The 24,460-nt window shown below is 62.0% G+C and carries 23 protein-coding genes; 4 read left to right on the forward strand and 19 right to left on the reverse strand.

The features are described from left to right. Nucleotides 1–322, forward strand: a 322-nt coding sequence (locus YUU_RS0138645) for a transposase (protein ID WP_027527097.1), incomplete at its 5' end; no start/stop codon positions are given. Continuing rightward, nucleotides 319–483 carry a hypothetical protein gene (locus tag YUU_RS55865; RefSeq protein WP_198031908.1) on the forward strand — a complete coding sequence of 55 codons (165 nt, stop codon included), beginning with the start codon at nucleotides 319–321 and terminating at the stop codon, nucleotides 481–483. The genes YUU_RS0138645 and YUU_RS55865, both read left to right, overlap by 4 nt. A 571-nt stretch (nucleotides 484–1,054) precedes the next feature. Here the strand turns inward: YUU_RS55865 and YUU_RS0138655 are convergent. The 9 genes from YUU_RS0138655 to YUU_RS0138695 form a co-directional block, all read right to left on the reverse strand. Beyond that, nucleotides 1,055–1,810, reverse strand: a complete 756-nt coding sequence (locus YUU_RS0138655; protein ID WP_027527098.1) for an SDR family NAD(P)-dependent oxidoreductase — start codon at nucleotides 1,808–1,810, stop codon at nucleotides 1,055–1,057. Between the two features lie 60 nt (nucleotides 1,811–1,870). Beyond that, nucleotides 1,871–3,385 carry an amidase gene (locus YUU_RS0138660; protein ID WP_027527099.1) on the reverse strand — a complete coding sequence of 505 codons (1,515 nt, stop codon included), beginning with the start codon at nucleotides 3,383–3,385 and terminating at the stop codon, nucleotides 1,871–1,873. A 40-nt stretch (nucleotides 3,386–3,425) separates the two neighbouring features. Further along, nucleotides 3,426–4,133: an ABC transporter ATP-binding protein gene (locus tag YUU_RS0138665; RefSeq protein ID WP_156944762.1), complete on the reverse strand. Its 708-nt coding sequence runs from the start codon at nucleotides 4,131–4,133 to the stop codon at nucleotides 3,426–3,428. Next, entirely contained in the window at nucleotides 4,130–4,852 is a 723-nt protein-coding gene (locus YUU_RS0138670) for an ATP-binding cassette domain-containing protein (RefSeq protein ID WP_027527101.1), read from the reverse strand. Before YUU_RS0138670 ends, YUU_RS0138665 begins: the two co-directional genes overlap by 4 nt. Further along, on the reverse strand, nucleotides 4,852–5,925 hold the full coding sequence (locus YUU_RS0138675; protein WP_051390128.1) for an urea ABC transporter: 1,074 nt from the start codon (nucleotides 5,923–5,925) through the stop codon (nucleotides 4,852–4,854). Before YUU_RS0138675 ends, YUU_RS0138670 begins: the two co-directional genes overlap by 1 nt. Continuing rightward, nucleotides 5,922–6,788: a branched-chain amino acid ABC transporter permease gene (locus tag YUU_RS0138680; RefSeq protein ID WP_027527103.1), complete on the reverse strand. Its 867-nt coding sequence runs from the start codon at nucleotides 6,786–6,788 to the stop codon at nucleotides 5,922–5,924. Before YUU_RS0138680 ends, YUU_RS0138675 begins: the two co-directional genes overlap by 4 nt. Nucleotides 6,789–6,827: 39 nt before the next feature. Next, nucleotides 6,828–8,051, reverse strand: coding sequence for an ABC transporter substrate-binding protein (locus tag YUU_RS0138685; protein ID WP_027527104.1), 1,224 nt, complete (start codon nucleotides 8,049–8,051; stop codon nucleotides 6,828–6,830). 31 nt (nucleotides 8,052–8,082) lie between these two features. After that, entirely contained in the window at nucleotides 8,083–9,081 is a 999-nt protein-coding gene (locus YUU_RS0138690; protein WP_027527105.1) for an acetamidase/formamidase family protein, read from the reverse strand. A gap of 61 nt (nucleotides 9,082–9,142) precedes the next feature. Further along, entirely contained in the window at nucleotides 9,143–10,660 is a 1,518-nt protein-coding gene (locus tag YUU_RS0138695; protein ID WP_027527106.1) for an amidase, read from the reverse strand. 356 nt (nucleotides 10,661–11,016) lie between these two features. Here YUU_RS0138695 and YUU_RS0138700 point away from each other — a divergent pair, with 356 nt between their 5' ends. Then, nucleotides 11,017–12,198 carry a transporter substrate-binding domain-containing protein gene (locus YUU_RS0138700; protein WP_027527107.1) on the forward strand — a complete coding sequence of 394 codons (1,182 nt, stop codon included), beginning with the start codon at nucleotides 11,017–11,019 and terminating at the stop codon, nucleotides 12,196–12,198. Further along, the gene (locus tag YUU_RS0138705; protein ID WP_027527108.1) at nucleotides 12,195–12,797 is read left to right on the forward strand and encodes an ANTAR domain-containing response regulator; all 603 of its coding nucleotides are present in this window, start codon (nucleotides 12,195–12,197) and stop codon (nucleotides 12,795–12,797) included. The genes YUU_RS0138700 and YUU_RS0138705 overlap by 4 nt, the downstream gene beginning before the upstream one ends. Before the next feature lie 461 nt (nucleotides 12,798–13,258). Here the strand turns inward: YUU_RS0138705 and YUU_RS0138710 are convergent, their stop codons facing one another. The 10 genes from YUU_RS0138710 to YUU_RS0138755 form a co-directional block, all read right to left on the reverse strand. After that, nucleotides 13,259–13,960, reverse strand: a complete 702-nt coding sequence (locus YUU_RS0138710) for an HpcH/HpaI aldolase/citrate lyase family protein (RefSeq protein ID WP_027527109.1) — start codon at nucleotides 13,958–13,960, stop codon at nucleotides 13,259–13,261. A gap of 16 nt (nucleotides 13,961–13,976) precedes the next feature. Beyond that, nucleotides 13,977–14,780: an SDR family oxidoreductase gene (locus YUU_RS0138715; protein ID WP_027527110.1), complete on the reverse strand. Its 804-nt coding sequence runs from the start codon at nucleotides 14,778–14,780 to the stop codon at nucleotides 13,977–13,979. Between the two features lie 7 nt (nucleotides 14,781–14,787). Further along, nucleotides 14,788–16,470, reverse strand: a complete 1,683-nt coding sequence (locus YUU_RS0138720) for a hydantoinase B/oxoprolinase family protein (protein WP_027527111.1) — start codon at nucleotides 16,468–16,470, stop codon at nucleotides 14,788–14,790. Nucleotides 16,471–16,483: 13 nt separating this feature from the next. Continuing rightward, nucleotides 16,484–18,550: a hydantoinase/oxoprolinase family protein gene (locus YUU_RS0138725; RefSeq protein WP_027527112.1), complete on the reverse strand. Its 2,067-nt coding sequence runs from the start codon at nucleotides 18,548–18,550 to the stop codon at nucleotides 16,484–16,486. A gap of 225 nt (nucleotides 18,551–18,775) precedes the next feature. Beyond that, nucleotides 18,776–19,717, reverse strand: coding sequence for a nitrogen assimilation transcriptional regulator NAC (gene nac / locus YUU_RS0138730; protein ID WP_027527113.1), 942 nt, complete (start codon nucleotides 19,715–19,717; stop codon nucleotides 18,776–18,778). A gap of 95 nt (nucleotides 19,718–19,812) precedes the next feature. After that, nucleotides 19,813–21,021: an aspartate transaminase gene (locus YUU_RS0138735; RefSeq protein ID WP_027527114.1), complete on the reverse strand. Its 1,209-nt coding sequence runs from the start codon at nucleotides 21,019–21,021 to the stop codon at nucleotides 19,813–19,815. Nucleotides 21,022–21,051: 30 nt separating this feature from the next. After that, complete coding sequence (locus YUU_RS0138740) at nucleotides 21,052–21,792, reverse strand: ABC transporter ATP-binding protein (RefSeq protein WP_027527115.1); 741 nt, start codon at nucleotides 21,790–21,792, stop codon at nucleotides 21,052–21,054. After that, a complete protein-coding gene (locus YUU_RS0138745; RefSeq protein WP_027527116.1) occupies nucleotides 21,785–22,555 on the reverse strand; it encodes an ABC transporter ATP-binding protein in 771 nt (256 codons plus the stop codon). The genes YUU_RS0138740 and YUU_RS0138745 overlap by 8 nt, the downstream gene beginning before the upstream one ends. Continuing rightward, nucleotides 22,552–23,538 (reverse strand): branched-chain amino acid ABC transporter permease, encoded by a 987-nt coding sequence (locus YUU_RS0138750; RefSeq protein ID WP_027527117.1) that lies wholly within the window; start codon nucleotides 23,536–23,538, stop codon nucleotides 22,552–22,554. Before YUU_RS0138750 ends, YUU_RS0138745 begins: the two co-directional genes overlap by 4 nt. Before the next feature lie 43 nt (nucleotides 23,539–23,581). Next, the gene (locus YUU_RS0138755) at nucleotides 23,582–24,454 is read right to left on the reverse strand and encodes a branched-chain amino acid ABC transporter permease (RefSeq protein WP_027527118.1); all 873 of its coding nucleotides are present in this window, start codon (nucleotides 24,452–24,454) and stop codon (nucleotides 23,582–23,584) included. Nucleotides 24,455–24,460: the final 6 nt, after the last annotated feature.

The raw sequence follows: 24,460 nt of genomic DNA on the forward strand, positions 1-24,460 counted from the left end.
CGCCTCCGTTCCGGAACTCGGCCGGATCGACAACAAAGCGGCTGCGGCCCTGATTGGAGTGGCTCCGTTCGTCCACAAGAGTGGGACCATGGCTGCTCCCGCACGCATCCATGGTGGCCGAGCGGCCGTACGCCATATCCTCTACATGGCCGCCATCGCAGCCAGCAGGCACAACCCTGTCCTGCGACCCTTCTACGAGCGGCTGATCGCAAAGGGCAAACCCGCCAAGCTCGCCCTGATCGCCGTCCTGCGCCGCCTCGTCGTCTTCGCCAACGCCGTCCTCAAGTCAGGTCAGCCCTGGAAAGGAGCTGCCATTGCTTGACAACCGACACGGTAGATCCCGGTACGTTCGTCTGGTTTCCCGAGGGGATGGTGCAATCGCATGGTGCGACGGAAACGGACGATGTGACTTTTCTCTTCATTACCAACAAAGCCTTCGATATCCACTTCACCCATCTTGAAGGCGAACCGATGCCTTCTTGATGGTTTATCGGAACTCGGATTCGAACCCTCTCCCGTGATGGTAATAGCTGAAGCGGGCTGAGTAATCGAACAGGTTCTGCCCACGGAGCTCGGGCTATGGCTCTTCTGACGCCCTGGTCCGGCCGCACGTCCGCTTTGCGCCGAAAACTGCCGCGCCTGCAATTGGGTCCCCTCCTTGCAAGTCGAGCGAAGAGCACAACCTCGTGACGGACAAGATCAGCACGTGAATCGCAGGCGAGTGCCCTGCCCTTGCGAGGTTCAGGCGTGGGAGTTCTGCGGAAGTCAGATCTTTCGAGGCCGCCCACTGCCCTCTATAGATTTTTCTTGATCTCCCGGTGCACACGTCGTGCACACGTCATCCTCTAACCAATTGAAAAACTTGAACTCTCGCTCCAATCCATCACGGGCCAATTTGAGCTAATTCCAGCCAATAGTCTCAAAGCAGGTCCCATCGACAATCAAGCGTCAGAAAGCATCATGCGTTGAAACTGCCGTCGCGGAAACCTTGAGCGAGCGCCAGCACCACGTCTTCCGCCAAGCGAGCTGCAATGAGACCCCAGTCGACAGCTCGCTAGACAGCCTTTGTGAGTGCACCATCGACGATGAGGTTGGTGCCAGAGATGCGGCTTGCGACCGGGCTCGCCAAAAATACCACGCCGGCGGCGACTTCCTGCGGCGTGCCCATACGCCCGGTCGGATTGAGCGACATCGCTGTCTTGTAAAGATCAGGCATGCCGCGCTCGATATTCTGCCAGATACCACCTTCGAAGTATGTGTTGCCTGGCGACACGGCGTTGACGCGAATTCCCTTGGCGATCAGCTGATTGCTTAGACCCTTGGCGTAGTGGATCAAGGCCGCCTTGAAGGCGCCATACGAACCGGCGGCAAAGTCGACCTCGAAGCCCGACACGCTGGACACGATGATGATCGACGCCGATTTCGACTTTTCCAGATAGGGCAGCGCGGCCGCGACCGAATTGACGGTATGCATCATGTCGGTGCGGAACGATTTCTCCCAGGTCTCGGGCGTATCGCCAACCGCCAGCGCGCTGACGTTGCAGACGATGGTATCGATGCCGCCAAGTTCGGCGGCGGCCCCTTCGATCCAATCCTTCAGCGCATCCGGGTCGGCGACATCAACCGCTCTGCCCCACGACTTGCCACCTTTCGTCGAGAGGCTCTTCACGACGTTGCCAACTTCGTCAGCATTGCGTGCGCAGATCGCGACGTTGGCGCCTTCGGCCGCAAATAGCTCGGCGATCGCCAGCCCAATGCCCTTGCTGCCACCGGTTACGAGCGCGCTCTTTCCCTTTAATCCAAGATCCATGGTCGCCTCCGTTGCTGGTGTGACGGCCTGCTCGCATGTCGGCAGGCCGCCTCGATCCGGTCACATCTTCTTCCAGTCGCCGGCACCTTCGAACGCCGCGGCGGCGCGATAGATCGTCGGCTCGTCAAAATACTTGCCGATCAACATCAGACCGACCGGCAGACCGTTGCTCATGCCGCAGGGAAGACTCATCGCTGGATGTCCGGTGGCGTTGAACGGCGCAGTATTGGGAACCATTTCAAACGCACGTTGGATATAAAGTTCGCGTGGCGCGTCCGCCGGCGGCAGCGGCGTCGCCTTCATCGGCAGGGTCGGCATCAGCAACAGATCGTATTTGGCCAAAGCCTCGTCATAGGATGCGCGCAGCTTGCGGTTCAAATTCTGGGCCTTGGCATAAAAGTGGCCGCGGTAGTGTTTGGTGAAATATTGACCGAGCAGCATCGTGATCTTGAGGCTGTCGGACAATTCGTCGGCGCGATGCTTCCAGGCGGAGTGGGCGTCAAGCAGCGTGGTGTTGTAGAGACCGCGCCAGTTTGTCCCCATGCCGTTGCCCTTCATCATGAACTCGGTGGCGCCTTCGGCGGCGATCGGTAGCCAGATCGCCGGTGCAACGAGGTGCATCGGGACCGAGACTTCCTCGACGGTAGCGCCGAGCTTGCGAAACAACTCGGCGGCCGCCTTAACCTTGGCGTCGACGTCTGGCTCCGAACTTGGATGCCCAAATCCTTTCCTCACGATGCCAACACGGAATCCCCTGACGCCGCCGTCTATCTCGTCGCTGTACTTTCCGACCTTGAGTGCGCCCTGCCTAGGATCAAGTCCGTCGGCCCCTGCCAGCACCTCCAGGAGCAGCGCGTTGTCGCGCACGTTGTTCGTCATCGGGCCGGTGTGATCGATCGTGAGTTCGATCGGCATCACGCCCGTATAAGGTACGAGGCCATAGGTAGCCTTCATGCCGTAAATGCCGCTGAAGGCGGCCGGAATGCGGATCGAGCCGCCCTGATCGCCGCCGATTGCCATATCGGCCTCACCGGTCGCCACCACCACCGCGCTGCCTGAGGACGAACCACCGGCGGAGTATCCCATCTTGTGCGGATTGTGCACGGGACCGGCCGCACAGGTGTGGCTACCGCCGGAGAAGCAGAAATATTCGCAATGCACCTTGCCCACGATAGTGCCGCCGGCGTCGAGCATACGGGTAACGATGGTGGCATCAGTATCGGGGATGTAGCCTTCCAGCGTCGATGCGCCGTTCATCATCGGAACGCCGGCGAGTGAGATGTTGTCCTTGAGCGCGATCTTCTTGCCAGCGAGCTTGCCGTTCGGGGCACCCTTGATCTCGGTCTTGATGTACCAGGCGTTGAATTTGTTTTCTTCGCCCTCGGGGCGATAGCCAGGCGTGCGCGGATACTTCACCACCGGCACATAGTCCGGCATGGCATCGACCGCATCGTAGGCCGCGTAATTCGCCTGCATTAACGCATCGTAGGATTTGAGCTCTGCATCACCCATGTGCATGCCAAGGTCCTCGGCGACGCTGCGCAGCTGATCGAGTGTGGGTCTCCTGACTGCCATGGCTTGATTCTCCCTCTGATCATGCCCGCATGCGGCGGGCTTACGTTGCGATACCGACAAATTCTCCGACGAGGCTTGCGTCGCCGAGTTCGCCTGGCTCCACTTCCCGGGTAATCGCGCCCTTCTGGATAATCAGGATGCGCTGCGACAGCGCAGCAATGAAGTCCAGATTCTGCTCGACTAAGATCATGGTGAGCCCGCTTCTGGCCCGCAGCCGCTGCAGTGTTTCGACGATCTCGTCGATGATCGAGGGCTGAATGCCTTCCGTCGGCTCGTCGAGCAGGATTAGCCGCGGGTCGCCGCAAAGGCAGCGCGCGATCGCCAGCAATTGCTGCTCGCCGCCCGACAGCGCGCCGCCGGGGCGATCGAGCAACGAATTCAGGCGGGGGAATTCCTCCAGTACGCTCGCGATGATGTCTTCTTCCGCGCGGTCCTGCGTATTGCAACCCATGCGCAGATTCTCGTAGACGGTGAGCCCGGGGAAGATCTCCCGGCCCTGCGGCACGTAGCCGAGACCGAGCCGCGCGCGCCGATAGGGTTCGATCGCCGTGACGTCGTCATGGCCGAACATCACGCGACCGCTGGTCGCCGGCAAAAACCCCATCAGCGCCTTGAGCAGCGTGGTCTTGCCCATGCCATTGTGACCGAGAATGCCGATGAATTCGCCCTCATTGACGGAGAAGCTTACCCCATTGAGGATCGGAATCCGGCCATATCCTGTTCGCAGTCCCTGTACATCGAGCATCATGCGGCCGCCTGTTTGCCCAGATAGATGTCGCGCACCTGCGGATTGCGCATGATGTTCTCAACGGTGTCTTCGACTAACACGCTGCCCTGATTGAATACCGTGACCTGCTTGGCGATCATGCGGATGAACTGCATGTCGTGCTCGACGACGATCAGCGCCTTGGTGCGGTTGATCTCGCGTACCAATTCGGCCGTCTTGTTGACCTCCTCGTGGGTCATGCCGGCGGCGGGCTCGTCGAGCAGGATCAATTTGGGATCGGTCGCCAGCACCAGCCCAAGTTCGACCCATTGCCGCTGCCCATGGGCCAGCTGGCCGACCAGGCGTTCGGCGGCTTCCGTCAGGCCGACCCTCGCCAGCATCTCGTCGACGACGCGCCTCGCCTCATCGCGCGAATGAAGGCGGTTTGCTGCAAGCCAGATATTTTCACGGACCGAAAGGCCATCGAAGACGCTCGGCACCTGGGTCTTGATGCCGATGCCGAGCCGGGCGATGTCGTGGGCGTGCGCGTGCGAAATGTCTTGGCCGCGGAACAGCACCCGGCCATGGGTCGGCTCCAGTTGCCCGGTCAGCATCTTGAAGAACGTGCTCTTGCCTGCGCCGTTGGGGCCGATCAGGCAGCGCAGTTCGCCTTCGGCCAGCGAGAAATTGACGTGCAGCACGGCGCGAACGCCGCCGAAATGCATGCTGAGATCCTGGGTCTGAAGCAGCGGCGCGGCCATCAACCCTCCTCCGCCCGCTTAGGCTGTAGCCGCTTCGCCTCTTTGCCACGCGACGCGAGTAGCGATTGGCCGATATCGCCGAGCGTCGGCACCAGTCCTTTGGGCACCAGCAGCACGAACGCAATCAGGATAATGCCGAAGATCAGCGGCGCGTTGGCAAAGATCTTGGCCCACCAGTCCGAACCGCCGCTGGGCTGGTTGGCGCCGAGCGCGGTCGTGAGCCATTGAATGCCGATGCACCCGACGATCGGCCCGATCAGCGTGCCGCGCCCGCCGACGATAACCCAGATGATGATCTGCGCGGATTGGGCGAGACCGAAGATCGTGGGACTGACGAAGTTGCCCCAATTGGCGAACAGGCACCCGGCAAATCCGGCCAGCGCACCACCAATGGTGAATGTCGCGAGCTTGTAGGCGCGCGGATCATAGCCAAGCAGTTCAGCACGCCGTTCGTTTTCCCGGATGCCGACGATGATGCGGCCGAACCGGCTCGCCAGCAGCAGGCGCAATCCGAAATAGGTCGCGAGCAATGCGGCGGTCGCCAGATAGAACATGCCTTCGAGATCAATCGGCGCACGCTTGTTGCCGGGCACATTCAACGGCGGGATCCCGGGAATGCCGTTGAAGCCGCCGAGTCGTGCCGAGCCGATATGGAATTCCGGTCCCGCAGTCGAGTTAATGGAATTGAACAGGATCAGCGTCACGGTCAGCGTAATGACGCCGAGATAGACGTCGCTGATGCGCCCGTAGAACATGAAATAGCCGAGCAGCGCCGCGAACGCGGCCGGCACGATGACGGCAAGCAGCAGCGGGACCGTGCTCTCGCCGATGTTGAACATCGCGATCGCATAGGTATACGCGCCCAGCCCGAAGAACGCGGATTGGCCGAAACAAAGTATGCCGCCATACCCCCAGATCAGAGCGAGGCTCAGCGCCAGTATCGCCATGATCATGTAGACCGTGAACTCGAGCACGACGTCGAGTTCGAAGAAACGCGGTACCAGCACCAGGAACGCAATGCCGATCACGCCGACGAGGCCAAGGCCGATCAGATTGAGCGCGCGGGCGTTCACAGGCCTCTCCGGAAGAAGCGGCCGGTGATGCCTTGCGGCAGCAGGCGGATCAGAATGATCGCGGCCGCGAGCAACGCGACTTCACCGAAAACCGGCGTGGTGACGAAGGTCGCGATCTGGTTGATGCTGCCGAACAGCGCCGACGCCGACACCGTGCCGCTGAGGATCGCGGCGCCGCCGCCGATCACCGTGATGAAGGATTTGGCGACATAGGCAACGCCGATGGTAGGGAATACACCGGAGACCGGCGCCAGCACGGCGCCGGCAAGTCCCGACAGCGCCGCGCCGAGACCGAAGGTGATGGCGTAAACGCGGGGCGGATTGACACCAAGCGCCGAGGCCATGTTGGCGTTTTGCATCGTGCCGCGGGCGATCAGGCCAAGCCGCGTCCAGCGCATCACGACGAAGATCACAGCCAGCACTACGGCCGCGACGGTGATCACGAACAGCGTGTAGGCGCTGGTGCGGTAGGCGCCGATCTGGAAGCTGCCGAGCGGCGCTGAGATGCCGACAGTGGTATTGCCGAAGATCGCCGTGGTCAGCCCGACCAGGAACAGGCTGAGACCCCAGGTAGCCAGCATGGTGTCGATCATGCGACCATAGAGAAAACGGATAATGGTCCGCTCGACGACGACGCCGATGAGGCCGACCACGATCGGTGCCACCACCAGCATTGCGATCCAGATGCTGATGCCGTGGCTGGTGGCGACGATTGCCGCATATCCGCCGAGCATCAGGAATTCGCCATGCGCGAGATTGATGACGCGCATCATGCCGAAGATGATCGCCAGCCCGACGCTGATTAGCGCCAGGCTGGCTATCGCATACAGGACCTGGATTGCCAGAAGAACAGCGAGATCCACGTTCACCTTTCCGAAACAGAATTGAGAGCCGGTCCGGTCTCAAATCTTGATCACGTATTGCTGGTTGTCGGTCGGGTTCTTGATGAGGTCGCAGACAGCTGCGGTATCGGCGGGCTTCTGCTGGGCAAAATCTTCCAGCACCTTGAGCTTCTTGTCGGCGACTTCGGCGATGTGCACGTCGAGCACGCAATGGTGCGTCGGCGGATCGATGGTGACCTTGCCGGAAGGCGCATCGATGCTGATCCCGGTCTCCAGGGCTTCGATGACCTTCATCCGATCGACGCTGCCGGCCTTCTTGACCGCTTCCGCCCACAGCCGGAACCCCTGATAGGTACCCATCGCGAGTTCGGTGATGTTCGGATAGTCGGTGCCGAAGCGCTTGTGGAAACTCGCCACGAAACTCTCGTTGACGGGGTTCTTCAGGTCCTGGAAATAGTTGTAGCAGATCAGCATGCCGTTGCATTCATCGGGCGACAGCACGATGTGCTCGTTGCCGACCGCAAACGTAGTCGATGCCATCGGAATGCTCTTGCGCATGCCCGCGGCCGCCCATTGGCGGTAGAACGAGATGTGCGCGCCACCGACCAGTGCCGACCAGACGAAATCCGGCTTGGCCGCCTGGATTTTGGAGATGGTCGGACCGAAATTGGTGACGTCGAGCGGGAAAAAGTCAATCGAGGACACCTCGCCGCCATTTTCGGTGACGTATTTTTTCACCCATTGCGATGTGATCTGCCCGTAATTGTAGTCGGCCGCGACGACGTAGACCTTCTTGCCCCATTTCTTCATGGCATGAGGCACCAGCTTTTCCACCGTCTGCGCCGGGGTCACGCCGGTGTCGAACTGGTTGCGGTCGCAGACACCGCCTTCATACTGCGTATTGTAGAAATACAGCGTCTTGAACTTGTCGAGCACCGGCCGGATCACTTCGCGCGACGCCGAGGTGATACCGCCATGGACGACCGCGACCTTGTCCTTCAGGGCCGCCTGCTGCGCGAACTGGGTGTAGAGTTGCATGTTCGACTGTGTGTCATAGTTGATCAGCTTGACCTGCCGGCCCAAGAGGCCGCCCGCCGCGTTGGCTTCCTCGATCGCAAGCGTCAACGCGTCGACCATCGGCTTGCCGTAGATGTCGAGGCCGCCGGAGAGATCGTGAATGCTGGCGACGTTGATCGGATCTTCCGCCCATGCGCTGGAGGAAAACATCCCCGCGGCAGCGATCGCAGCGGTACTCTGCAAGAACGTTCTGCGATTCACCCTCATAGCGCTAGTCCTCCTCGCGGTTGCCGATGCTTCATGAAGTCAGGTATTTTTTCAGAATTGACGCGCCCATCGTGTATTTTGGGTCAACCATGTTGCCGAGCCGGATTCGTCCAGCCTGGCTGAGCAGCATGTAGGCATCGATCTCGTCGAAGCCGTACTCCGCGCCCATCCAGCGGACCAGTTCGCGATAGGCGATGCGCGCCGCATCTTCCAGCGGCCGGGCGCTGCCTATCGTCATCAGAAACTCCCTGGTCTCGAGCCGCGGCCAGGCAAAGCTCCAGCCCTTGATGACGTCGATCTGCATCGTCACGGTGGCGCGCTGTTCGATCGCAACGCCCGACAATTCGCCGTCGCCCTGGACGGCATGGCAATCGCCGACATACAGAAACCCGCCTTTGACATGCACGGGGAAATAAAGGATCGCGCCCGGCGCAACATCCGGCAGGTCCATATTGCCGCCGTGATAATCGGGCTGCAGCGACGAAATCGCCTCGATCTCGGGCGAGATCCCGATGGTACCGATGAACGGCTGGTAAGGCAGCGTGATCTTGTCGCTCCAGCGCACTCCGCCCTTGTCGACATGCATCACCCTGACCCGTTCGGGTAACGGCGGATTGAGTAACGCGGTCGACGCCGTTCCGACCAAGCCGCCGAATTCCGGAATGATGCAGGTCTTGCCGGCCGGCTGCGCGCCACGGGTCTCTACGGCATGAATGTGCACAGCGAGGCAATCACCCTTCTCGATGCCGTTGACGGCAATCGGGCCGCATTGCGGGTTGAGGAAGGGAAACCGCAGCTTCGCGGTCGGGCTGTCCTTCTCGCTGGTGATGACGCCGCCAAAGGCATCCTCGGTCTCGACGGCGACGACATCGCCGGGGTCGACGGTGAGAACGGGTTTTGTGTAGGGACCGTAGACGTAGTGGAAAGTGCCCTGCTTCTCGATCGTGAGTTCGTGGTGCTTGCCGGCCTGCCCCTTGGCGAGGCCGCGCTTTGCCATGATCGATGTGCTCAGCCAGGTGTCGTCGGTCATCGCGATAACCTCGAAAGCAATCGGCACGACAAAACGCATGCCAGCGTCGGATTTGGCTCGTTCAATTTGATTTCCAGTCTACGGCGGTTTCGATCGCCCGCGCCAACCGTATCAGCGTCGCTTCCTCGAAGTGACGCCCGACCAGCATCAGGCCTACCGGCAAACCATCTACGCGGCCGCATGGCACGGTGAAAGCGGGATGTCCCGAAACATCGAACGAACAGGTATTCGCCTGCATATTGAGGGCGACGTCGATCACGGTGTTCAGCGGCGCATCGGGCGGCGGAATCGGCGTTGCAGTGAAGGGAATGGTCGGCATAACAAGCGCGTCGAACTTTTTCAGCGCGTCGTCGTAGGCCCGCCGCAGCAGCACCCGCAGGTTCTGCGCCTTGGAATGATAGCGCCCGTGATAATGCCGGTGCATGTATTCGCCGAGCATCAGCACCAGTTTCACCGTCGGCGATACGTCGTTGATCCGCGTCCCCATGCCGCGCGCAAGCGCCTCCTGCATCGAGAGCGGGTAGTAGCCTTGGACGTTGTTACCGACGCCAAAACCCTTCAGCATCATCTCGGCAGCGCCTTCCAGGATGACGCCGCTCCAGACATGCGGTCCGTCGAGATGCCAGGCGATCGAGACCTCCTCGCTTTCGACTCCCGCTTTATCCAGCGCCGCAATGGTTTGCCGCACCTTCTCATTGACCGCGGGATCGCTCTCGGAATGGCCAAACCCCTCGTGCAGGACGCCGATGCTCAGTCCTCTCGCCGGATCGCCGAGCGCCGCCATATAGTCTCCAGTGCGCGCGGCAATGGTCCGGGTATCCCAACCGTCATGACCGGCGATAGCCGTCAGCAGCCGCGCAACGTCTTCGACCGAAGCGCACATGGGACCGCAATGATCAACCGAGTAGCTGATCGGCATCGAGCCCGTGGTCGGCACTAGGCCCCAGGTCGGCTTCAGGCCATAAACGCCGCACCAGCTTGATGGCGTTCTGATCGAGCCACCCTGGTCGCCGCCGAGCGCCATCGGTACTTCACCCGATGCCACCAGCGCGGCGCTCCCGCCGGACGAGCCGCCAGCGCTGTGAGCCGGATTGTGCGGGTTGCGGATCACGCCGCCGGCGCAGGTATGGCTTGCGCCTGAAAAGCAGAGATCCTCGCACGCAGCCTTGCCTGCGATGGTGCCACCGGCGTCGAGAATCCGCGTCACGACGGTGGCGTCGATTTCGGGAACATAACCTTCGAGCAGCGCCGAACCATTCATCATCGGCACGCCGGCGACGCAGATGTTATCCTTGATCGCGATCGTTTTGCCGCTCAACAACCCCTCTGCGCCGGTGCGGATATTCGTCTTCCAGTACCAGGCCCCGAAGGGATTTTCGGATGCCGTGGGCCGATAACCCGGCGAACGTGGCGCGATCGGCGCCAGCGCCGGCGGCACCAACTCGTCCAGCCGGCCGTAGGAAGCCAACGGCCCCTTGAAGGCCTGCTGAAACGCAGCAATCTCGTCAGCAGTAAGGACGAGACCAAAGTTGGACCCTAGATCGTCGATCTGCTCCAGCGTCGGAAGGCGAACCGCCATGCTCCACCCTTGGCCTATTTCGCGTGTTTGCCAGACAAAACGAAAAAAGCCATCCGCGGCCCAAAAGGCCCCGAATGGCATCAATGCCGCTGCTATCGATGGTCGCGTAGGTTGCGTTGCAGAACGAAACTCGGAAGTCTTCACTCAGACGTCATCGGCCGTGCGAAAACATTTTCGTCATGCACGCATTCACGTACCGCGATATTGTGTATTAGCGTTGCCGACCTTGTCAATGCGAGGCTAGCGTCTTTTTTATGCTGACAGCACGAATGACGCGCAGTGCGGATTGACGATACAAGGAAGCAAAGCCTACTTTCTCGCGAGAAGATTGTTGCCGCACAGGGCCCAGCTTCTTCATGACCAAGTCGTCCATCCCTCTCGGCCTCGTATTTTCCCAATCGGGACCTTACGCCATGATGGCCGGCGAGATGCGCAAGAGCGCGTTGATGGCGGTCGACGAAATCAATCAAAGCGCCGAGTTCGATTTCACATTCACGCCTCGCTTGCGCGATCCCGGCGGGGTGGTCGCCGGCTATCACACCGCATGCGCCGACCTCATTCGCGAAGATCAGGTTAGCCATATCGTCGGGTGCTACACCTCGGCCTCACGCAAGCAGGTTATTCCGATCGTCGAACGGACCGAACGGCTGCTCTGGCATCCAGCGCGCTATGAAGGGTTCGAAAGCAGTGACAACGTCATCTACGTCGGTGCCGCGCCCAACCAGCACGTCGTGCCTCTAGTCCGCCATATGCTGGACCACATCTCGACGGACGTATTCTGCATCGGGTCGAACTACATCTGGACCTGGGAAATGAACCGCGTCATTCGCGAAATCGTAAGCAGCGCAGGAGGCCGTATCCTTGCCGAACGCCTGCTGGAACTCGGCGAGACGGCCGTGGACCACATCGTCAGGGAAGTCATCGACCGGAAACCGCCGGTCGTCTTCAATACGCTGGTTGGTGAGTCCAGCTACGCCTTCATGCGCGCGCTGCACGCTGCTGCGGCGCGTGCTGCTCTCTCGATCCCGATGCTGAGCTGCAGCCTTTGTGAGCCCGAACTTAAGCTGATCGGATCGGCGGCTTCGGTAGGATGTGTCACGTCATCTGCATATTTCGAGAGCATCGAGGGAGCTGAAAATCGCAGCTTTGTGGCGCGGTGGAAGGCACGCCACGGCGCGGACAGCAGCCTTTCCGTCGACGGACAATCGACTTACGTTTGCGTCATGCTGCTCGCCCGCGCCATCCGCCGAGCGGGATCCGCGGACGTCAGCGCCGTGCGGCGCGCTGCGGCAAATCATCGCTACGATTCCCCGCAGGGACCGGTTTGGGTCGATCCCGATAATAACCACTGCTTCCTCACACCACGGTTGGCACGCTCCGCGCCTGGATGTCGGTTCAATATCTTCTGGGAGGCGGATGCCCCCGAGCGTCCCGATCCTTATCTCTCGAACCTTGACCTCACGACGATTGGCACGAGGCTGGAAAAGAGCAATGATACGATGACGAAGCGCTCCGCCCATCTGCGTGTCGTGAAATGACCAAGCCATCGCCCTTCTCTGTTGGCGGCCGTCGCGCTCTCATGGTGATGAGAGATGAGCGCGAGATTTCTATCGTGCGCCGCCAACTTAGCCGCCTCGGTATGGCGATTTCGGAGCACGATCCGGCCGAGCCGCCACCGGCGAACCGGGCCGTTGATGTCATCCTGATGGATGCGGACAGCATTCCCATCAAGTCCGATCAGGCCACCTTGTGGAAAGGCAACGTACCGATCATCGCGCTGATTGGAACGGAAACGCCCAGCCGACTGAAGTGGTTGCTCGATTTGCGGCCGGCCTCTTTTCTCATCAAACCGCTGCGTTCGGCCGGACTTTACACCGCGCTAGTGGTTGCGTTCGATTCAGCGCAGCGAAGGGTTGACGAAGCCATCCACATCGAGAAACTGGAAGACCGCATTCGATCCCGGCGTATTGTGTTCGCCGCCGTTCTGCAGATCATGCGCGGTCACGGCTTGTCGGAGACGGACGCCTTTTCGCTTATTCGACAGACCGCGATGCGGCATCGCACGACGATCGAAGTGTTGAGCGCGGAGATCATTGCGGCCGGTGGAATGCCGAACCGGACTACACGAACTGCATAGCATTAGTTGCTAAAGGCCGACGCACTGCATCAATCTTGGATCGTCACTTCGTGGACTTCTTCAATACGCCAAGAGCTGCCGAGCCCGCGTCTGCAACTCCGTCTGATCGCCGCGACGCTGTCCATCTCCGAAAACTTCAGACTGCTGCCTCCAGCAGTCGCGGATCTACCCCAAGCACCAAACAAAGACGGGCCGCTTCAGAAGGCCCGCTCACATTGGCTGTAACAAGATTTTTCTTGATCTCCCGGTGCACACGTCGCGCACACGCCGCCTTCTAACTATTTGAAAAACCTAAACTCTCACCCCAATCCATCATGGGCCAATTTGGTCCAATTCCAGCCAAGACGATCGGGAGGGATCAATAGTGGTCTACTTTGCCGCCATGAACTGCCCTCCCCGCAACGTCTTACTTTGACCCAAGTCGACATACTTGGGAGTCAGGTCGCTTCGGTTGATGGAACCTATCGGCCGAGCACCTTCTTCACGCGGGCTAGCCCGACGCGAAGGAACGGATCGGAGTGAATGTAGAAATACCGCACGCCCTGCTCGAACCATGATGGCAGTTCATCTGCGGTGACGAGCGTGCCGGCGATCTTGCCTGCCGCCCGGATCGTCTTCACCGCAAATCCAACGCGCTCGATCACGGCCTGCGGACGCGGCTGACCGAATGGCGGGGCTGGCGAAAAGCCCATGTTCTGGGACAGGTCGCCGGGCCCGATGAAGAAGACGTCGACGCCCTCCACCGTGAGCAGCTCATCGATATTGTCGATCGCCAGCGGCGTCTCGATCATGCAAATGGTCAGCCGCTTCTCATGATCGGCGGGGCACGCATAGCGGACCGCGTCAACGATAGCACGCGCCTGATCGGCGGTATCGACCATCGGCACCATCAGGCCGTCGGCGCCCGCATTGAGATAGCGGATCAGGACTGGCCGCTCATGCGAGTGCGGGCGAACGATGGCCGCGCCGCCCGCGCCGCGGATCGCCTGTGCGGTGACGCGCACATCCTCAAAGCTCCAGGTGCCGTGCTCGCAATCGACGAAGATCGCATCCGCGCCGAGCTCGACCAGGCGCACCGCGAGGCCCGACGAGGTGTGGTGCGGCGTGAGCATGGTGACCGCCTCGCCCTTGGCAAGACGCTCGCGTAATTTGGCTCCGTTCATGGGAGATCCTTTTCCTTTAGCTCTTCGGCTTGTCCTTCAACCCCTCGGGCGCACCGACCCAGCGAGCGGTCTCGATGTCCGCGGACGTATCGCGCATGAAAGTCGGGCAGATGTGCAGTTCAGGAATCATGGCGCCCTTCTGCAGGCTGGCGCAGAGCAACACGGCGCGTGCGACATCGTGCGGATCGAGCATCACGGCGCGTTCGCTCTCGAGCGGCGGGCGCGCTCGATTGTCCATGATCGGGGTATCGGTCTCGCCGGGCAGGATGGTCGTCGCGCGGATACCCTGGTTGCGGTAGGTGTTGTGCAGGAAGGTCATGAAATTCTTCACGCCGGCCTTGGCCGCACCATAGGCGGCGCCACCGAGCAGGTTCGGAGTGACGACCGCGAGCGACGACACGGTGATGACCGTGCCTTCCTTCCGAGCGATCATGTCCTCCAGCACGGCCTGGGTCAGATTGAACACCGCGGTGAGATTGACGTTCACCGTCGCGTTCCACTCGGCCTCGCTGATAAAGCGGGCGTTCAGCACCTTGCTGGCGCTGCCGGCATTGTTGACGAGGATGTCGATCGCCCCAACGTTCCGCTTGGCCCAGGCAACTGTCTCCAAAATCGACTCGCGCGACGCCACGTCCAGCACATGGGCGACGGCCTTTCCGCCTGATTTCTCGATCACGCTGACGACGTCCCGCAGCGGATCGATCCGCCGTCCGGTCAGAACAACCGATGCGCCTTCCCCGGCAAGCAGGATCGCGGTCTCGCGTCCGATTCCCGTTCCCGCGCCGGTGACGAGTGCAACCTTTCCGTCGAGGAGACCCATGATACCCCTATTCGGCGGCAGTCGCCGCCACACTGGAGCGTTGATAGCCGTAAATCTGCCTCGCGGCCGCTGGCGTGATCAAGCCTTCGGCGAGGTCGAGCTCGATCGCAACCGCCGCGCGCTCCGATGTCCGTCCCCAACCGCCGCCGCCCGGTGTCTCGACCTCGAGGCGATCGCCGGTCTTCAGTACCACCTTGCCCTTGGGGAAGTGCGGTTCCCCATTTCGGGACACTTTGCCGGTGCTGCCCGACTTCCCGCCGACGACACCGAAGCACGGATGCCGCACGCGCTCGGACGCGAGGTAGATGTTCATCGGGTTGCGCCCGAGATTGCGCAGCACGACGCGCTGGCCGAGGCCGCCGCGGCTCCTGCCGGCGCCCCCGGAGTCCGCAATGAGCTCCTTGCACTCGGTGAGCGCAGGCACCGCGATCTCGAACATTTCGATCGCCGTGACGCGGCAATTGGACGGAAAGCTCAGGGTGTCCAGCCCGTCAAATTCGGCGCGGGCGCCCTGCCCGCCGTGGAAATTCTGCACCGAGCCATACTGCGAACCATCGTCGCGCCGACCCACGCAATTGGCGGCCCAGATCGGCGCACCGCCGCTGTCGCCCATCACCTTGTCAGGCACCACGCCCTCCAGCGCCTTGAAGATCAGAGACGGAATGACATGGCCAATCAAGTTACGCGAGTTGCCCGCGGTCCACTGCTCGGGATTGAGGATGGACCCGAGCGGCGCCTCGTCCGTGATCGGCGTGATGCAACCCTCGTTGTTCGGGGTATCGGGGTCGAGCAGGCATTTCAGCGCGTAGACCGAATGGGCGTAGCGGTAGTTGGTGCGGCAATTGATCGAGTGAAGAATTTGCTCTGATGTGCCCGTGTAGTCGACATGAATGGAATCGTCGCGGATGATCACGGACGCCTTGAGCGTCACGTCGGTGTCATAGCCGTCGAGCAGGACCTCGGCGCTATAGGTGCCGTTCGGCCATTGCCGGATCGCGCGCCGGGTCTGCGCTTCGGAGCGGGTGTGGATCGCGTCGGCCAGCTCGTCGATGCTGTCGAGACCATACTCGTCGAGAAATTTGACCATCTCGCGGCCCATGACGTTGTTGGCCGCGACCATGGATTCGAGATCGCCCATCACCTCGGTCGGCAGGCGAACGGACGCGGCGATGATGTCGAGAACGTCCTGGTTGGGGACGCCGGCCTTGTGCAGCTTCACGATCGGGAAGCGAATGCCCTCTTCGAAGATGTCGCTCGCTTCGGAGTGCAAGGGAGCGCCGCCAATGTCGGGCAGATGCGCGATCGAGCCGGCATAGGCCACGACCTTGCCGTTCTTGAAGATCGGCGTGATCATGGTCACGTCGGGCAGATGGCCGGTGCCGATCTCCGGATCGTTGGTGGCGAGCACGTCGCCTTCCTGGAGCGTCTCGGCCGGGAACTTCGGCAGGAAGTATTTTTGCGCGGCGACCGGCAGCGAGGTGATGAACACCGGGATCGACCAGGTGCACTGCGCCAGCGCGCGGCCGCGGCTGTCGAGCAGCACAGTGACATAGTCATGGTTCTCGCGCACGATCGGCGAGAACGCGGTGCGGCCGAGCACGATGTCGGCCTGATCGGCGATGAAGATCAAGCGATTCCACATCACCTGCAGATTGATCGGATCGTTGAAGTCGGCAGCGTTCGCGGACATGAGGGCGTAGTCCTTAGGCGATGTTGATCACGAGATTGCCGTTGATGTCGACATGCGCCGTGCCGCTCGGCCCGACCACCGCGGTCGACTCGCGCTGCTCGACGATCGCCGGCCCCTGGATCGCTTCGCCGACGGGGAGTTTGTAGTGGTCGTAGACCGGCGTATCGACGAAGCCGCCGGCTTCGCTGAAATAGACCGAGCGGGTGCCCTTGCGGGCCTCGGCGGCGTGGCGGGTGTGCGGCGGCGTGACCTGATCCTTCTCGCCGCTGGAGCGCAGGCGCCAGGTGATCACCTCGACGGACGAGCCCGCGACGGTGCGGCCGAACAGCTCGCAATAGAGCTTGTAGAAATTGGCGAGCAACTCCTCATGGAATTGCTTTGGCGGCAGGCTGCGATCCGGCAGCGCGACCGTGATCTCGTGGCCCTGGCCGACGTGACGCATGTCGACCGTGTAGCTGTTGGTGATGGTCTCCGGCGCAACGCCGGCGGCGCGCACGACCTCAGCCCCTTGGGCCGAGAGATCGCCGAGCAGGCGATCCATCGCGGCAAAGTCCCAATTGTCGACCTGCATCGGGAAGCTCGCGGACAGATCAACCGCGACCGGCGCGATCAAGAGGCCGATTGCCGACGTGACACCGGCGCCGGTCGGGCAGATGATGCGCCTGATGCCGAGCTTGCGCGCGATGCCATAGGCATGCACCGGCCCGGCGCCGCCGAAGGCGACCATCGGCAGGCTGCGTGGATCGACGCCGAGGTCTGTCGCGTGAACCGCCGCGGCCTTGCTCATGGATTCATTGACGAGATCGTGGATGCCGAAGGCGCAGCGAGAAACGCTGACGTCGAGCGAGGCCGCGAGCTTCGTCATCGCGGCGAGCGCGGCGTCCCTCGACACCTTGAACGAGCCGCCGACGAAGGATTCGGTGCCCATATAGCCGAGTAGGATATCGGCGTCCGTGACGGTCGGCTCGGTGCCGCCGCGCTGATAGGCCGCCGGCCCCGGCAACGCCCCCGCCGACCGCGGACCGACGTCGAGCAGGCCGAGCGGATTCTTCGCCGCGATCGAGCCGCCGCCGGCGCCGATCTCGATCATGCGGATCGACTGGATTTTCAGTGGGAAGCCCGAACCCTTTCGAAAGCGGTGATAATGCGCGACCTCGAGGTCGGTGCCGACCGTCGGCTCACCGTTCGGGATCAGGCACAATTTCGCGGTGGTGCCGCCCATATCGAAGGACAGCACGCTGCCTTCGCCGGCGATACGGCCGAACTCAGCGGCGGCGACGGCGCCGGCGGCCGGCCCCGATTCAATCAGTCGCACCGGTAGCTCAGCGGCGCGGCTGCTCGGCACGAGGCCGCCCGACGAGGTCATCCAGAGCACCTGGCGATGGATGCCCCTGGCGCAAAATTCGCGTTCGAGATGGGCGACGTGGCCCGACATCTGCGGTCGCGTATAGGCATTGACGACGGTAGTCGAGGCACGGTCGAACTCGCGAACCTCCGGACAGACCTCGGACGACAACGACACGAAGATATCGGGATCCTCCTCGCGCAGCAGCGCTGCAATGCGCTGCTCGTGATCCGGATATTTATAGGCGTGCAGCAGACAGACGGCGACGGACTTGATGCCTTCCGTACGCAACCGACCGGCGATCTCGCGGACCGTCTCCTCCTCCAGCGCCGTGATGACGTCACCGTCAGCCGAGATCCGCTCGATCGCGCCAAAGCTGTTGGCACGGGTCACCAGCGGATCGGGATACTTCAGATTCAGATCGTAGAGATCGTAGCGCCCCTCGTTGCGGATGCGCAGCATGTCCTGGAAGCCGGCCGTCGAGATGAACCCGGTCTTGACGCCCTTGCGCTCCAGCACGGCATTGGTGACGACGGTGGTGGCACCGAGCACCTGAAGGCTGTCGAGATCGACGACGTCGCCGAACTCGGCGAGCAGTTCGGAAACCCCGCGAACCACGGCCTCGGCCGGGTTGGTTGGCGTGCTCAGCACTTTGTGAAGATGAAGTTCGCCCTTGTCGTCGAGCAGCGCGAAATCGGTGAAGGTGCCGCCGGTATCGAATGCGAGCTTGGCCATCTTTTTCCTCGAAGCGATCGCCTTCACGACGATGCTGATCCGTCGAAATCGCCTGCAGATCGTGCGATCAAATCCACGACGTATTCGAAGGTAGGAAATGCGGTCGCACGCGACCACCACAACTCCGGTCTGCCGCCATAGGTTTTGTTTATGGCTCGACGAAACCGGCGCGATGCAACCGCCGAGCATGGCGAGGCGCGGCACTTTGAAGTGCAAGCGTGTTGTCTAGACGGTCCGGATGCCCTGCGGATGGCTGCGCATCAGCTTCTCGACGACGGTCAGCAGGACTGCGCGCGTGGCAAGCGCCGGCTCCGACAGCGGCAGATGATCGGAGACGCACAAGGAGACAGTCGCCTCGATGGCGGGGCGCACCAGCCGCCGCACCTCGACGCCGGCAAAGCTCGACGCGCTGGCGGCCGCAACCGAGGCCGGCAGGATGGTCGAGCCGAGCCCCTCGGTGACGGCGGCGCCAAGCGCGGAGACGGACTCGATCTCAGAGGTCACATTCGGCGTCACTCGCGCCCGCGCAAGCGATTCATCGATCAGGCGCCGCAAAAAGTGGCCCTGGCTCGGCAGCAGCAGCTTGACGTCGGCCAGCGCCGACAGCGGTAGCGGCTCATCCGCTGGCTTTTTCGCCGCCGGCCCGGCGCGCGAGACAAGATACAGTTCTTCGCGAAACAGCGGTTGCAGCTTGACGCCTTTGATCGGGCCGGAGCCGTAGATCATGGCCATGTCCATCCTGCCGGTCATGATCAGCTCACTCAGTACATGACCAAAGCTGTCATTGATATGGACGATGATCTGCGGATGCAGCGTCGACATCTCCTTCAATATCGGCAGCGACAGCGTGCTCGATGCCGAATAGGTCGCAAGGCCAATCGACACTCGCCCGGCCAGCGCCTTGGTCGATTGATCGATATCGATCTGCGCCTGTTCGATCTGCTTCAGCAGCAACTGGGCGTGGCGATAGAGGATCAGGCCGGCTTCGGTCGGGACGATGCCGTGGTTGGAGCGGAGCAGCAGCTTGTGCTTGAAGTGGCTCTCGAGCGCGGCGATCTGCTGGGAGAGCGCCGGCTGCGCCGTCCGCAACAGGCCGGCGGCGCGCGAGACGCTGCCGGCGTCGACGACTTTGACAAAGCTCTTCAGCTTCCTGAAATCGACGCTCATCTCTGTCGAACGCTATTCCTCAAATCTGTGCCGACACTATCCTTTATCTAGCCCCTTGATTTCAATGAGTTTCTTCCTGGGATCGCCGTTTTCGCTCAGCGCAGGGCGCGGCAGGCCCGCTCGATCCGGTCGCAGGCGTCCTTGATCGCGTCCATCGAGGTCGCGATCGACAGGCGAAAATACGGCGACAGGCCATAGGCCGCGCCCTGCACGGCGGCGACGCCGACTCCGTCAAGCAGATAGAGCACGAAGTCGAGATCGTTCTCGATCACCTTGCCATCTGGCGTGGTCTTGCCGATCACGCCGGCACAGCCGGGATAGAGGTAGAAGGCGCCATCAGGCACGAGGCACGACAGGCCCGGGATCGCATTCAGCCGCGCGCATGCGTAGTCGCGACGTTCCTTGTACAGCTTGACGCTGTCGCGCACGAACGACTGGTCGCTGGTCAGCGCATGAGCCGCTGCCGCCTGGCTGATCGACGACGGACAGGAAGACATCTGCGATTGCAGCTTGTTGATCGCCGCGACCAGCGGCGCGGGGCCGGCGGCATAACCGATCCGCCATCCAGTCATGGCATAGGTTTTGGACACGCCATTGGTCAGCAGAATGCGATCCTTCAAGGCCGGCACCGCAGCCGCCAACGTGGTCGCAGGCTCGTCGCGGTACCAGATTTGGTCGTAGATATCGTCTGACAGCACAAGGACATTGGGATGGCGAAGCAGCACAGCACCGAGCGCCTCGAGGTCGCTGCGGGAATAGGCCGCGCCGGTCGGGTTCGACGGCGCATTGAGGATCAGCCAGCGCGTCTTCGGCGCAATCGCGGCTTCCAGCGCCTCGGCCGTCAACTTGAAGCCCTGGTTCTCCGAGCAGCGAACAATCACGGGCTTGCCGTCATTGGCGATGACCATGTCGGGATAGGACACCCAATAGGGTGCGGGAATGATGACTTCGGCGCCCTCCTCCACGCTCGCCATCAGCGCCAGGAACAGGATCTGCTTGGCGCCGCCGCCGACGCAGATCTCATTGTCCGCATAGTCGAGCCCAAGGCGGCGCTTGTAGTCGGCGATCACAGCCTTGCGCAGCGCAACTGCGCCGTTGACGGCGGTATATTTGGTCTCGCCACGATCGATCGCCTCATGAGCCGCCGTCTTGACGTGATCGGGCGTGTCGAAATCAGGCTCGCCAATCGCCATGTCGACGATGTCGCGGCCGGCGGCCTTCAGCTCGCGCACCCGCGCGGACGCCGCCGTGGTCGGAGATATCTTGATGCGCGAGACGCGCGCGGCCGGCACGAAGATCGTCACTGTGATCGTCCTTTTAGTTTGTTAATCGCGTCAGTGTTCGACGTCGGTCTCACCGCGCATGCGGCCGGTGAGGAAGAGCTCGCCGAGTTCGTCATGGGTGATGTCGGCGGGAAGACCGTCCCAGATCACCTTGCCGAGCCGCAGGATGACGGCGCGCTGAGCCACCGCCATCGCCTTCTTGGTGTTCTGCTCAACCAGCAGGATGGTCTGGCCGGCTGCGTTGATGCGCAAGAGCTCGTCGAACACGATACCGATCGCGGTCGGCGACAGGCCGACCGAGGGCTCGTCGACCAGCAGGATCTTTGGCCGCTGCAGCACGGCCATCGCGACCTCGAGCAATTGCTGCTCGCCGCCGGACATGTTACCGGCGAGCGTATTCCGGCGCGTCTTCAGGATCGGGAACAGATCATAGACATAGTCGCGCTCCGCCTTCACTCTGGCATCGCGCAGTGTGTAGGCGGCCATCTGCAGGTTCTCGTCGACCGTCATCACCGGAAAGTTGCAGCGGCCCTGCGGCACCCAGGAGATTCCCTCGGCCAGGATCGCGCGGGACTTGAAGGCCGAGATGTCCTTGCCCTGCCAGTTGATGCTGCCGCCCTTGACGGTCGTCATGCCGTAGAGCGTCTTGAGCAGCGTCGACTTGCCGGCGCCGTTCGGCCCCATCAGCGCGACGAACTGGCCCTGTGGCACGTCGAGATCGACGCCGTTGAGGATGTCGAGCGAGCCATAGCCGGCGCGCAGACCCTTGATCGAGAGAGAGGGTTCAGCCACCGAGATAGGCCTCCCTTACCGCCTGGTTCTGGACGATTTCGTCGGGTGTTCCCTCCGCAAGCTTGCGGCCCTGGTCGAGCACGACCACGCGCTTGCACAGGCTCGTCACCACGTCGATATTGTGCTCGATGATCAGGAAGCTGACGCCGAAGGAGGTGTTGGCGAGGCGAATGCTCTCGACCACGCGCTCGATTAGCTTTGGATTAATGCCGGCCATCGGCTCGTCGAGCAGAATGAGCTTCGGCTCGGGCATCAGCATCGAGGCGAACTGGATCAGCTTCTGCTGTCCACCGGAGAGCTTGCCCGCGGGCTGGAAGCGCACGTCCCAGAGGCCGGCGATCTTGATCAGCTCGCGCGCCCTCTCCCTTAGGGCCGTGACGCGGTTGCGCGCGGCGGCGCCGATGCCAAAGGTCGACCAGATCCCCGGAAAGGTGAACATCTGGCCGGCGATCACGAGGTTCTCCTCAATATCGAGCGCTGAGAACACCACTGTCTTCTGGAACGAGCGCAGCATGCGCCCTTCGCGGGCTATGTCGTTCAGCGACCAGCCCGTGATGTCCTGGCCATCGAGCTTCACCGCTCCCGCGCTGGGCTTCGCAAGCCCGGTCACGCAGTCGAAGAAGGTCGATTTTCCGGACCCGTTGGGTCCGATCAGCCCGCAGATCTCGCCACGATCGACATGCAGGTCGACGCCGTCGACCGCACGCACGGCGCCGTAGGATTTGCAGAGGCCCGAGATGTCGAGGATCGGCAGCCCGCTCATTTGCGCCTCTCGAGGAATGACCAGAAGCGGCCGATCAAGGGAGCGAACCCGTTCGGGAAGTAGAACACAAGGGCGAGCAGGAAGAAGCCGTAGGCGATCATCCGCAGCTCCGGCGCGACGCGCAGGGCTTCGGTGAGGCCGACGAACAGCAGGCTGCCGAAGATGACGCCCGAGATGGTCCCCGCCCCGCCGCCGAGTACGATGATCAGCATCGTCGTCGAGTAGTACATCTGGAATGTCAGCGGGCTGACCACGGTCAAATAATGCGCATAGAGGCTGCCGCCGAGCCCGGCAAACACGGCGCTGATCATGAAGACGACCAGCTTGTAGTGCCAGGTAGGGATGCCCACGGATTCAGCGAGCGTCTCATTCTCGCGGATCGCGATCATGTTGCGGCCGGCCGGAGAGCGAACGATCAGATAGACGGCCAGGGTTGCCAGCGCAGCGATAGCGAGCACCAGATAGTAGAAGCCGACGGTGCCGGAGACCGTGAACGAAGCCGGCCCCAGTGCGAAGTAAGGCTTTGGTATCGCCGCCAGTCCCATGTCGCCACGCGTCAGGCTGATCCAGTTCTTGGCGATGGCCTGGCCGATAATGACGAAGCCTAACGTGCACATCACGAAGGAGGTGGCGCGCAGCCTCAAGGCGGGGATCCCGAGCGGCAGCGCGATCGCGCCGGTGACGAGGCCGGCGGCGAGGAAATTCAGATAGAACGGCGTACCGAAATGCACCGCCAGCAACGCGGAGGCATAGGCGCCTATGCCGAAGAACGCCGCCTGCGCCAGCGACAACAGGCCGGTGTATCCGAGCAGCAGGTTGAGACCGTGGGCCGGCAGCAGGAAGATCAGGGCGATGATGATCGCGTGCAGCGGGTAATTGCCGAGGAACAGCGGCGCGACACAGGCCAGCGCGACGAGCGCGAAGCCGAAGGGAATGCGGAGATCCGGTCCCCTCCTCACGGCCGGGCTTGCGGCTGATGTCATGGTCTGGTCTCGGACGATCTCGGTCAATGTCACATCCCAGCGATCAGAAGCGCGCCTGCGCGGAGAACAGCCCGTGCGGACGCCACATCAGTACGAGCATCAGGGTCGCAAAGCCGACGGTGTCGCGGAACTGCAGGCCGACATAGGTGGCAACCAGGCTCTCGGCGATGCCAAGGATCATCGCCGCGACGAAGGTGCCGCGGACATTGCCGAGCCCGCCCATGATGATGATCGGCAGCGTCTTGAAGGTGATGAGCTCGCCCATGCCGCCGTAGACGCTCACATTCACCGGCGCAGTTAGCACACCCGACAGCGCCGCAAGGCAGGCGCCGAGGATGAAGGTCCAGAGCGCAACATGGCGGACGTCGATGCCGACCACCGCGCAGCACTCGATGTTCTGCGAGACCGCGCGCATCGCCTTGCCGATCCGGCTGTAGGTCACCATCAGCTCGAGGCCGACGAACACGATGAGGCCGACGATGATGATCAGGATGCGCTGCTCGGCCAGCGTGAAGCCGAACAGGCTTACCGGCTCGATATAACCGCCGGAGAAGAACTTGTAGCTGCCGCCGAACACCAGGATGATGGTGTTCTGCAGGATTAACGCGACGCCGAGCGTTGCTAACACGCCGGCCTCGGCGGGCGCTCCCACGATCCGCTGCATCACGAAGTTGCCCACGACGACGGCGATCACCGCCGTCGCCACCACGCCGATCACGATCGCCGCAGGATAGGGCAGATCGAAATAGTCGATCGCGAACCAGGCCCCGAAGGTGCCGAGCATATAGTATTCGCCATGGGCGAAGTTGATGGCGCGCAGCACGCCGAAGATCATCGTCATGCCGACGGCAACGATCGCATAGACCGATCCAGATACGATGCCGTTAACGATCTGCTCGATGACCGTGTAGAACATGTTGAT

Origin of the sequence: Bradyrhizobium sp. Ec3.3, from assembly GCF_000472925.1 — a bacterium.
Lineage (GTDB): Bacteria > Pseudomonadota > Alphaproteobacteria > Rhizobiales > Xanthobacteraceae > Bradyrhizobium.

Coding starts and splice junctions, on each gene's coding strand:
- YUU_RS0138715 (WP_027527110.1), bottom strand. CDS start 14,780: ATGGGTCTCCTCGACGGAAAGGTTGCACTCGTCACCGGCGCGGGAACG.
- YUU_RS0138685 (WP_027527104.1), bottom strand. CDS start 8,051: ATGAGGGTGAATCGCAGAACGTTCTTGCAGAGTACCGCTGCGATCGCT.
- YUU_RS0138670 (WP_027527101.1), bottom strand. CDS start 4,852: ATGGCCGCGCCGCTGCTTCAGACCCAGGATCTCAGCATGCATTTCGGC.
- YUU_RS0138710 (WP_027527109.1), bottom strand. CDS start 13,960: ATGAACGGAGCCAAATTACGCGAGCGTCTTGCCAAGGGCGAGGCGGTC.
- YUU_RS0138655 (WP_027527098.1), bottom strand. CDS start 1,810: ATGGATCTTGGATTAAAGGGAAAGAGCGCGCTCGTAACCGGTGGCAGC.
- YUU_RS0138690 (WP_027527105.1), bottom strand. CDS start 9,081: ATGACCGACGACACCTGGCTGAGCACATCGATCATGGCAAAGCGCGGC.
- YUU_RS0138750 (WP_027527117.1), bottom strand. CDS start 23,538: ATGACATCAGCCGCAAGCCCGGCCGTGAGGAGGGGACCGGATCTCCGC.
- YUU_RS0138725 (WP_027527112.1), bottom strand. CDS start 18,550: ATGGCCAAGCTCGCATTCGATACCGGCGGCACCTTCACCGATTTCGCG.
- YUU_RS0138660 (WP_027527099.1), bottom strand. CDS start 3,385: ATGGCAGTCAGGAGACCCACACTCGATCAGCTGCGCAGCGTCGCCGAG.
- YUU_RS0138695 (WP_027527106.1), bottom strand. CDS start 10,660: ATGGCGGTTCGCCTTCCGACGCTGGAGCAGATCGACGATCTAGGGTCC.
- YUU_RS0138700 (WP_027527107.1), top strand. CDS start 11,017: ATGACCAAGTCGTCCATCCCTCTCGGCCTCGTATTTTCCCAATCGGGA.
- YUU_RS0138720 (WP_027527111.1), bottom strand. CDS start 16,470: ATGTCCGCGAACGCTGCCGACTTCAACGATCCGATCAATCTGCAGGTG.
- YUU_RS0138705 (WP_027527108.1), top strand. CDS start 12,195: ATGACCAAGCCATCGCCCTTCTCTGTTGGCGGCCGTCGCGCTCTCATG.
- YUU_RS0138665 (WP_156944762.1), bottom strand. CDS start 4,133: ATGATGCTCGATGTACAGGGACTGCGAACAGGATATGGCCGGATTCCG.
- YUU_RS0138745 (WP_027527116.1), bottom strand. CDS start 22,555: ATGAGCGGGCTGCCGATCCTCGACATCTCGGGCCTCTGCAAATCCTAC.
- YUU_RS0138755 (WP_027527118.1), bottom strand. CDS start 24,454: ATGTTCTACACGGTCATCGAGCAGATCGTTAACGGCATCGTATCTGGA.
- nac (WP_027527113.1), bottom strand. CDS start 19,717: ATGAGCGTCGATTTCAGGAAGCTGAAGAGCTTTGTCAAAGTCGTCGAC.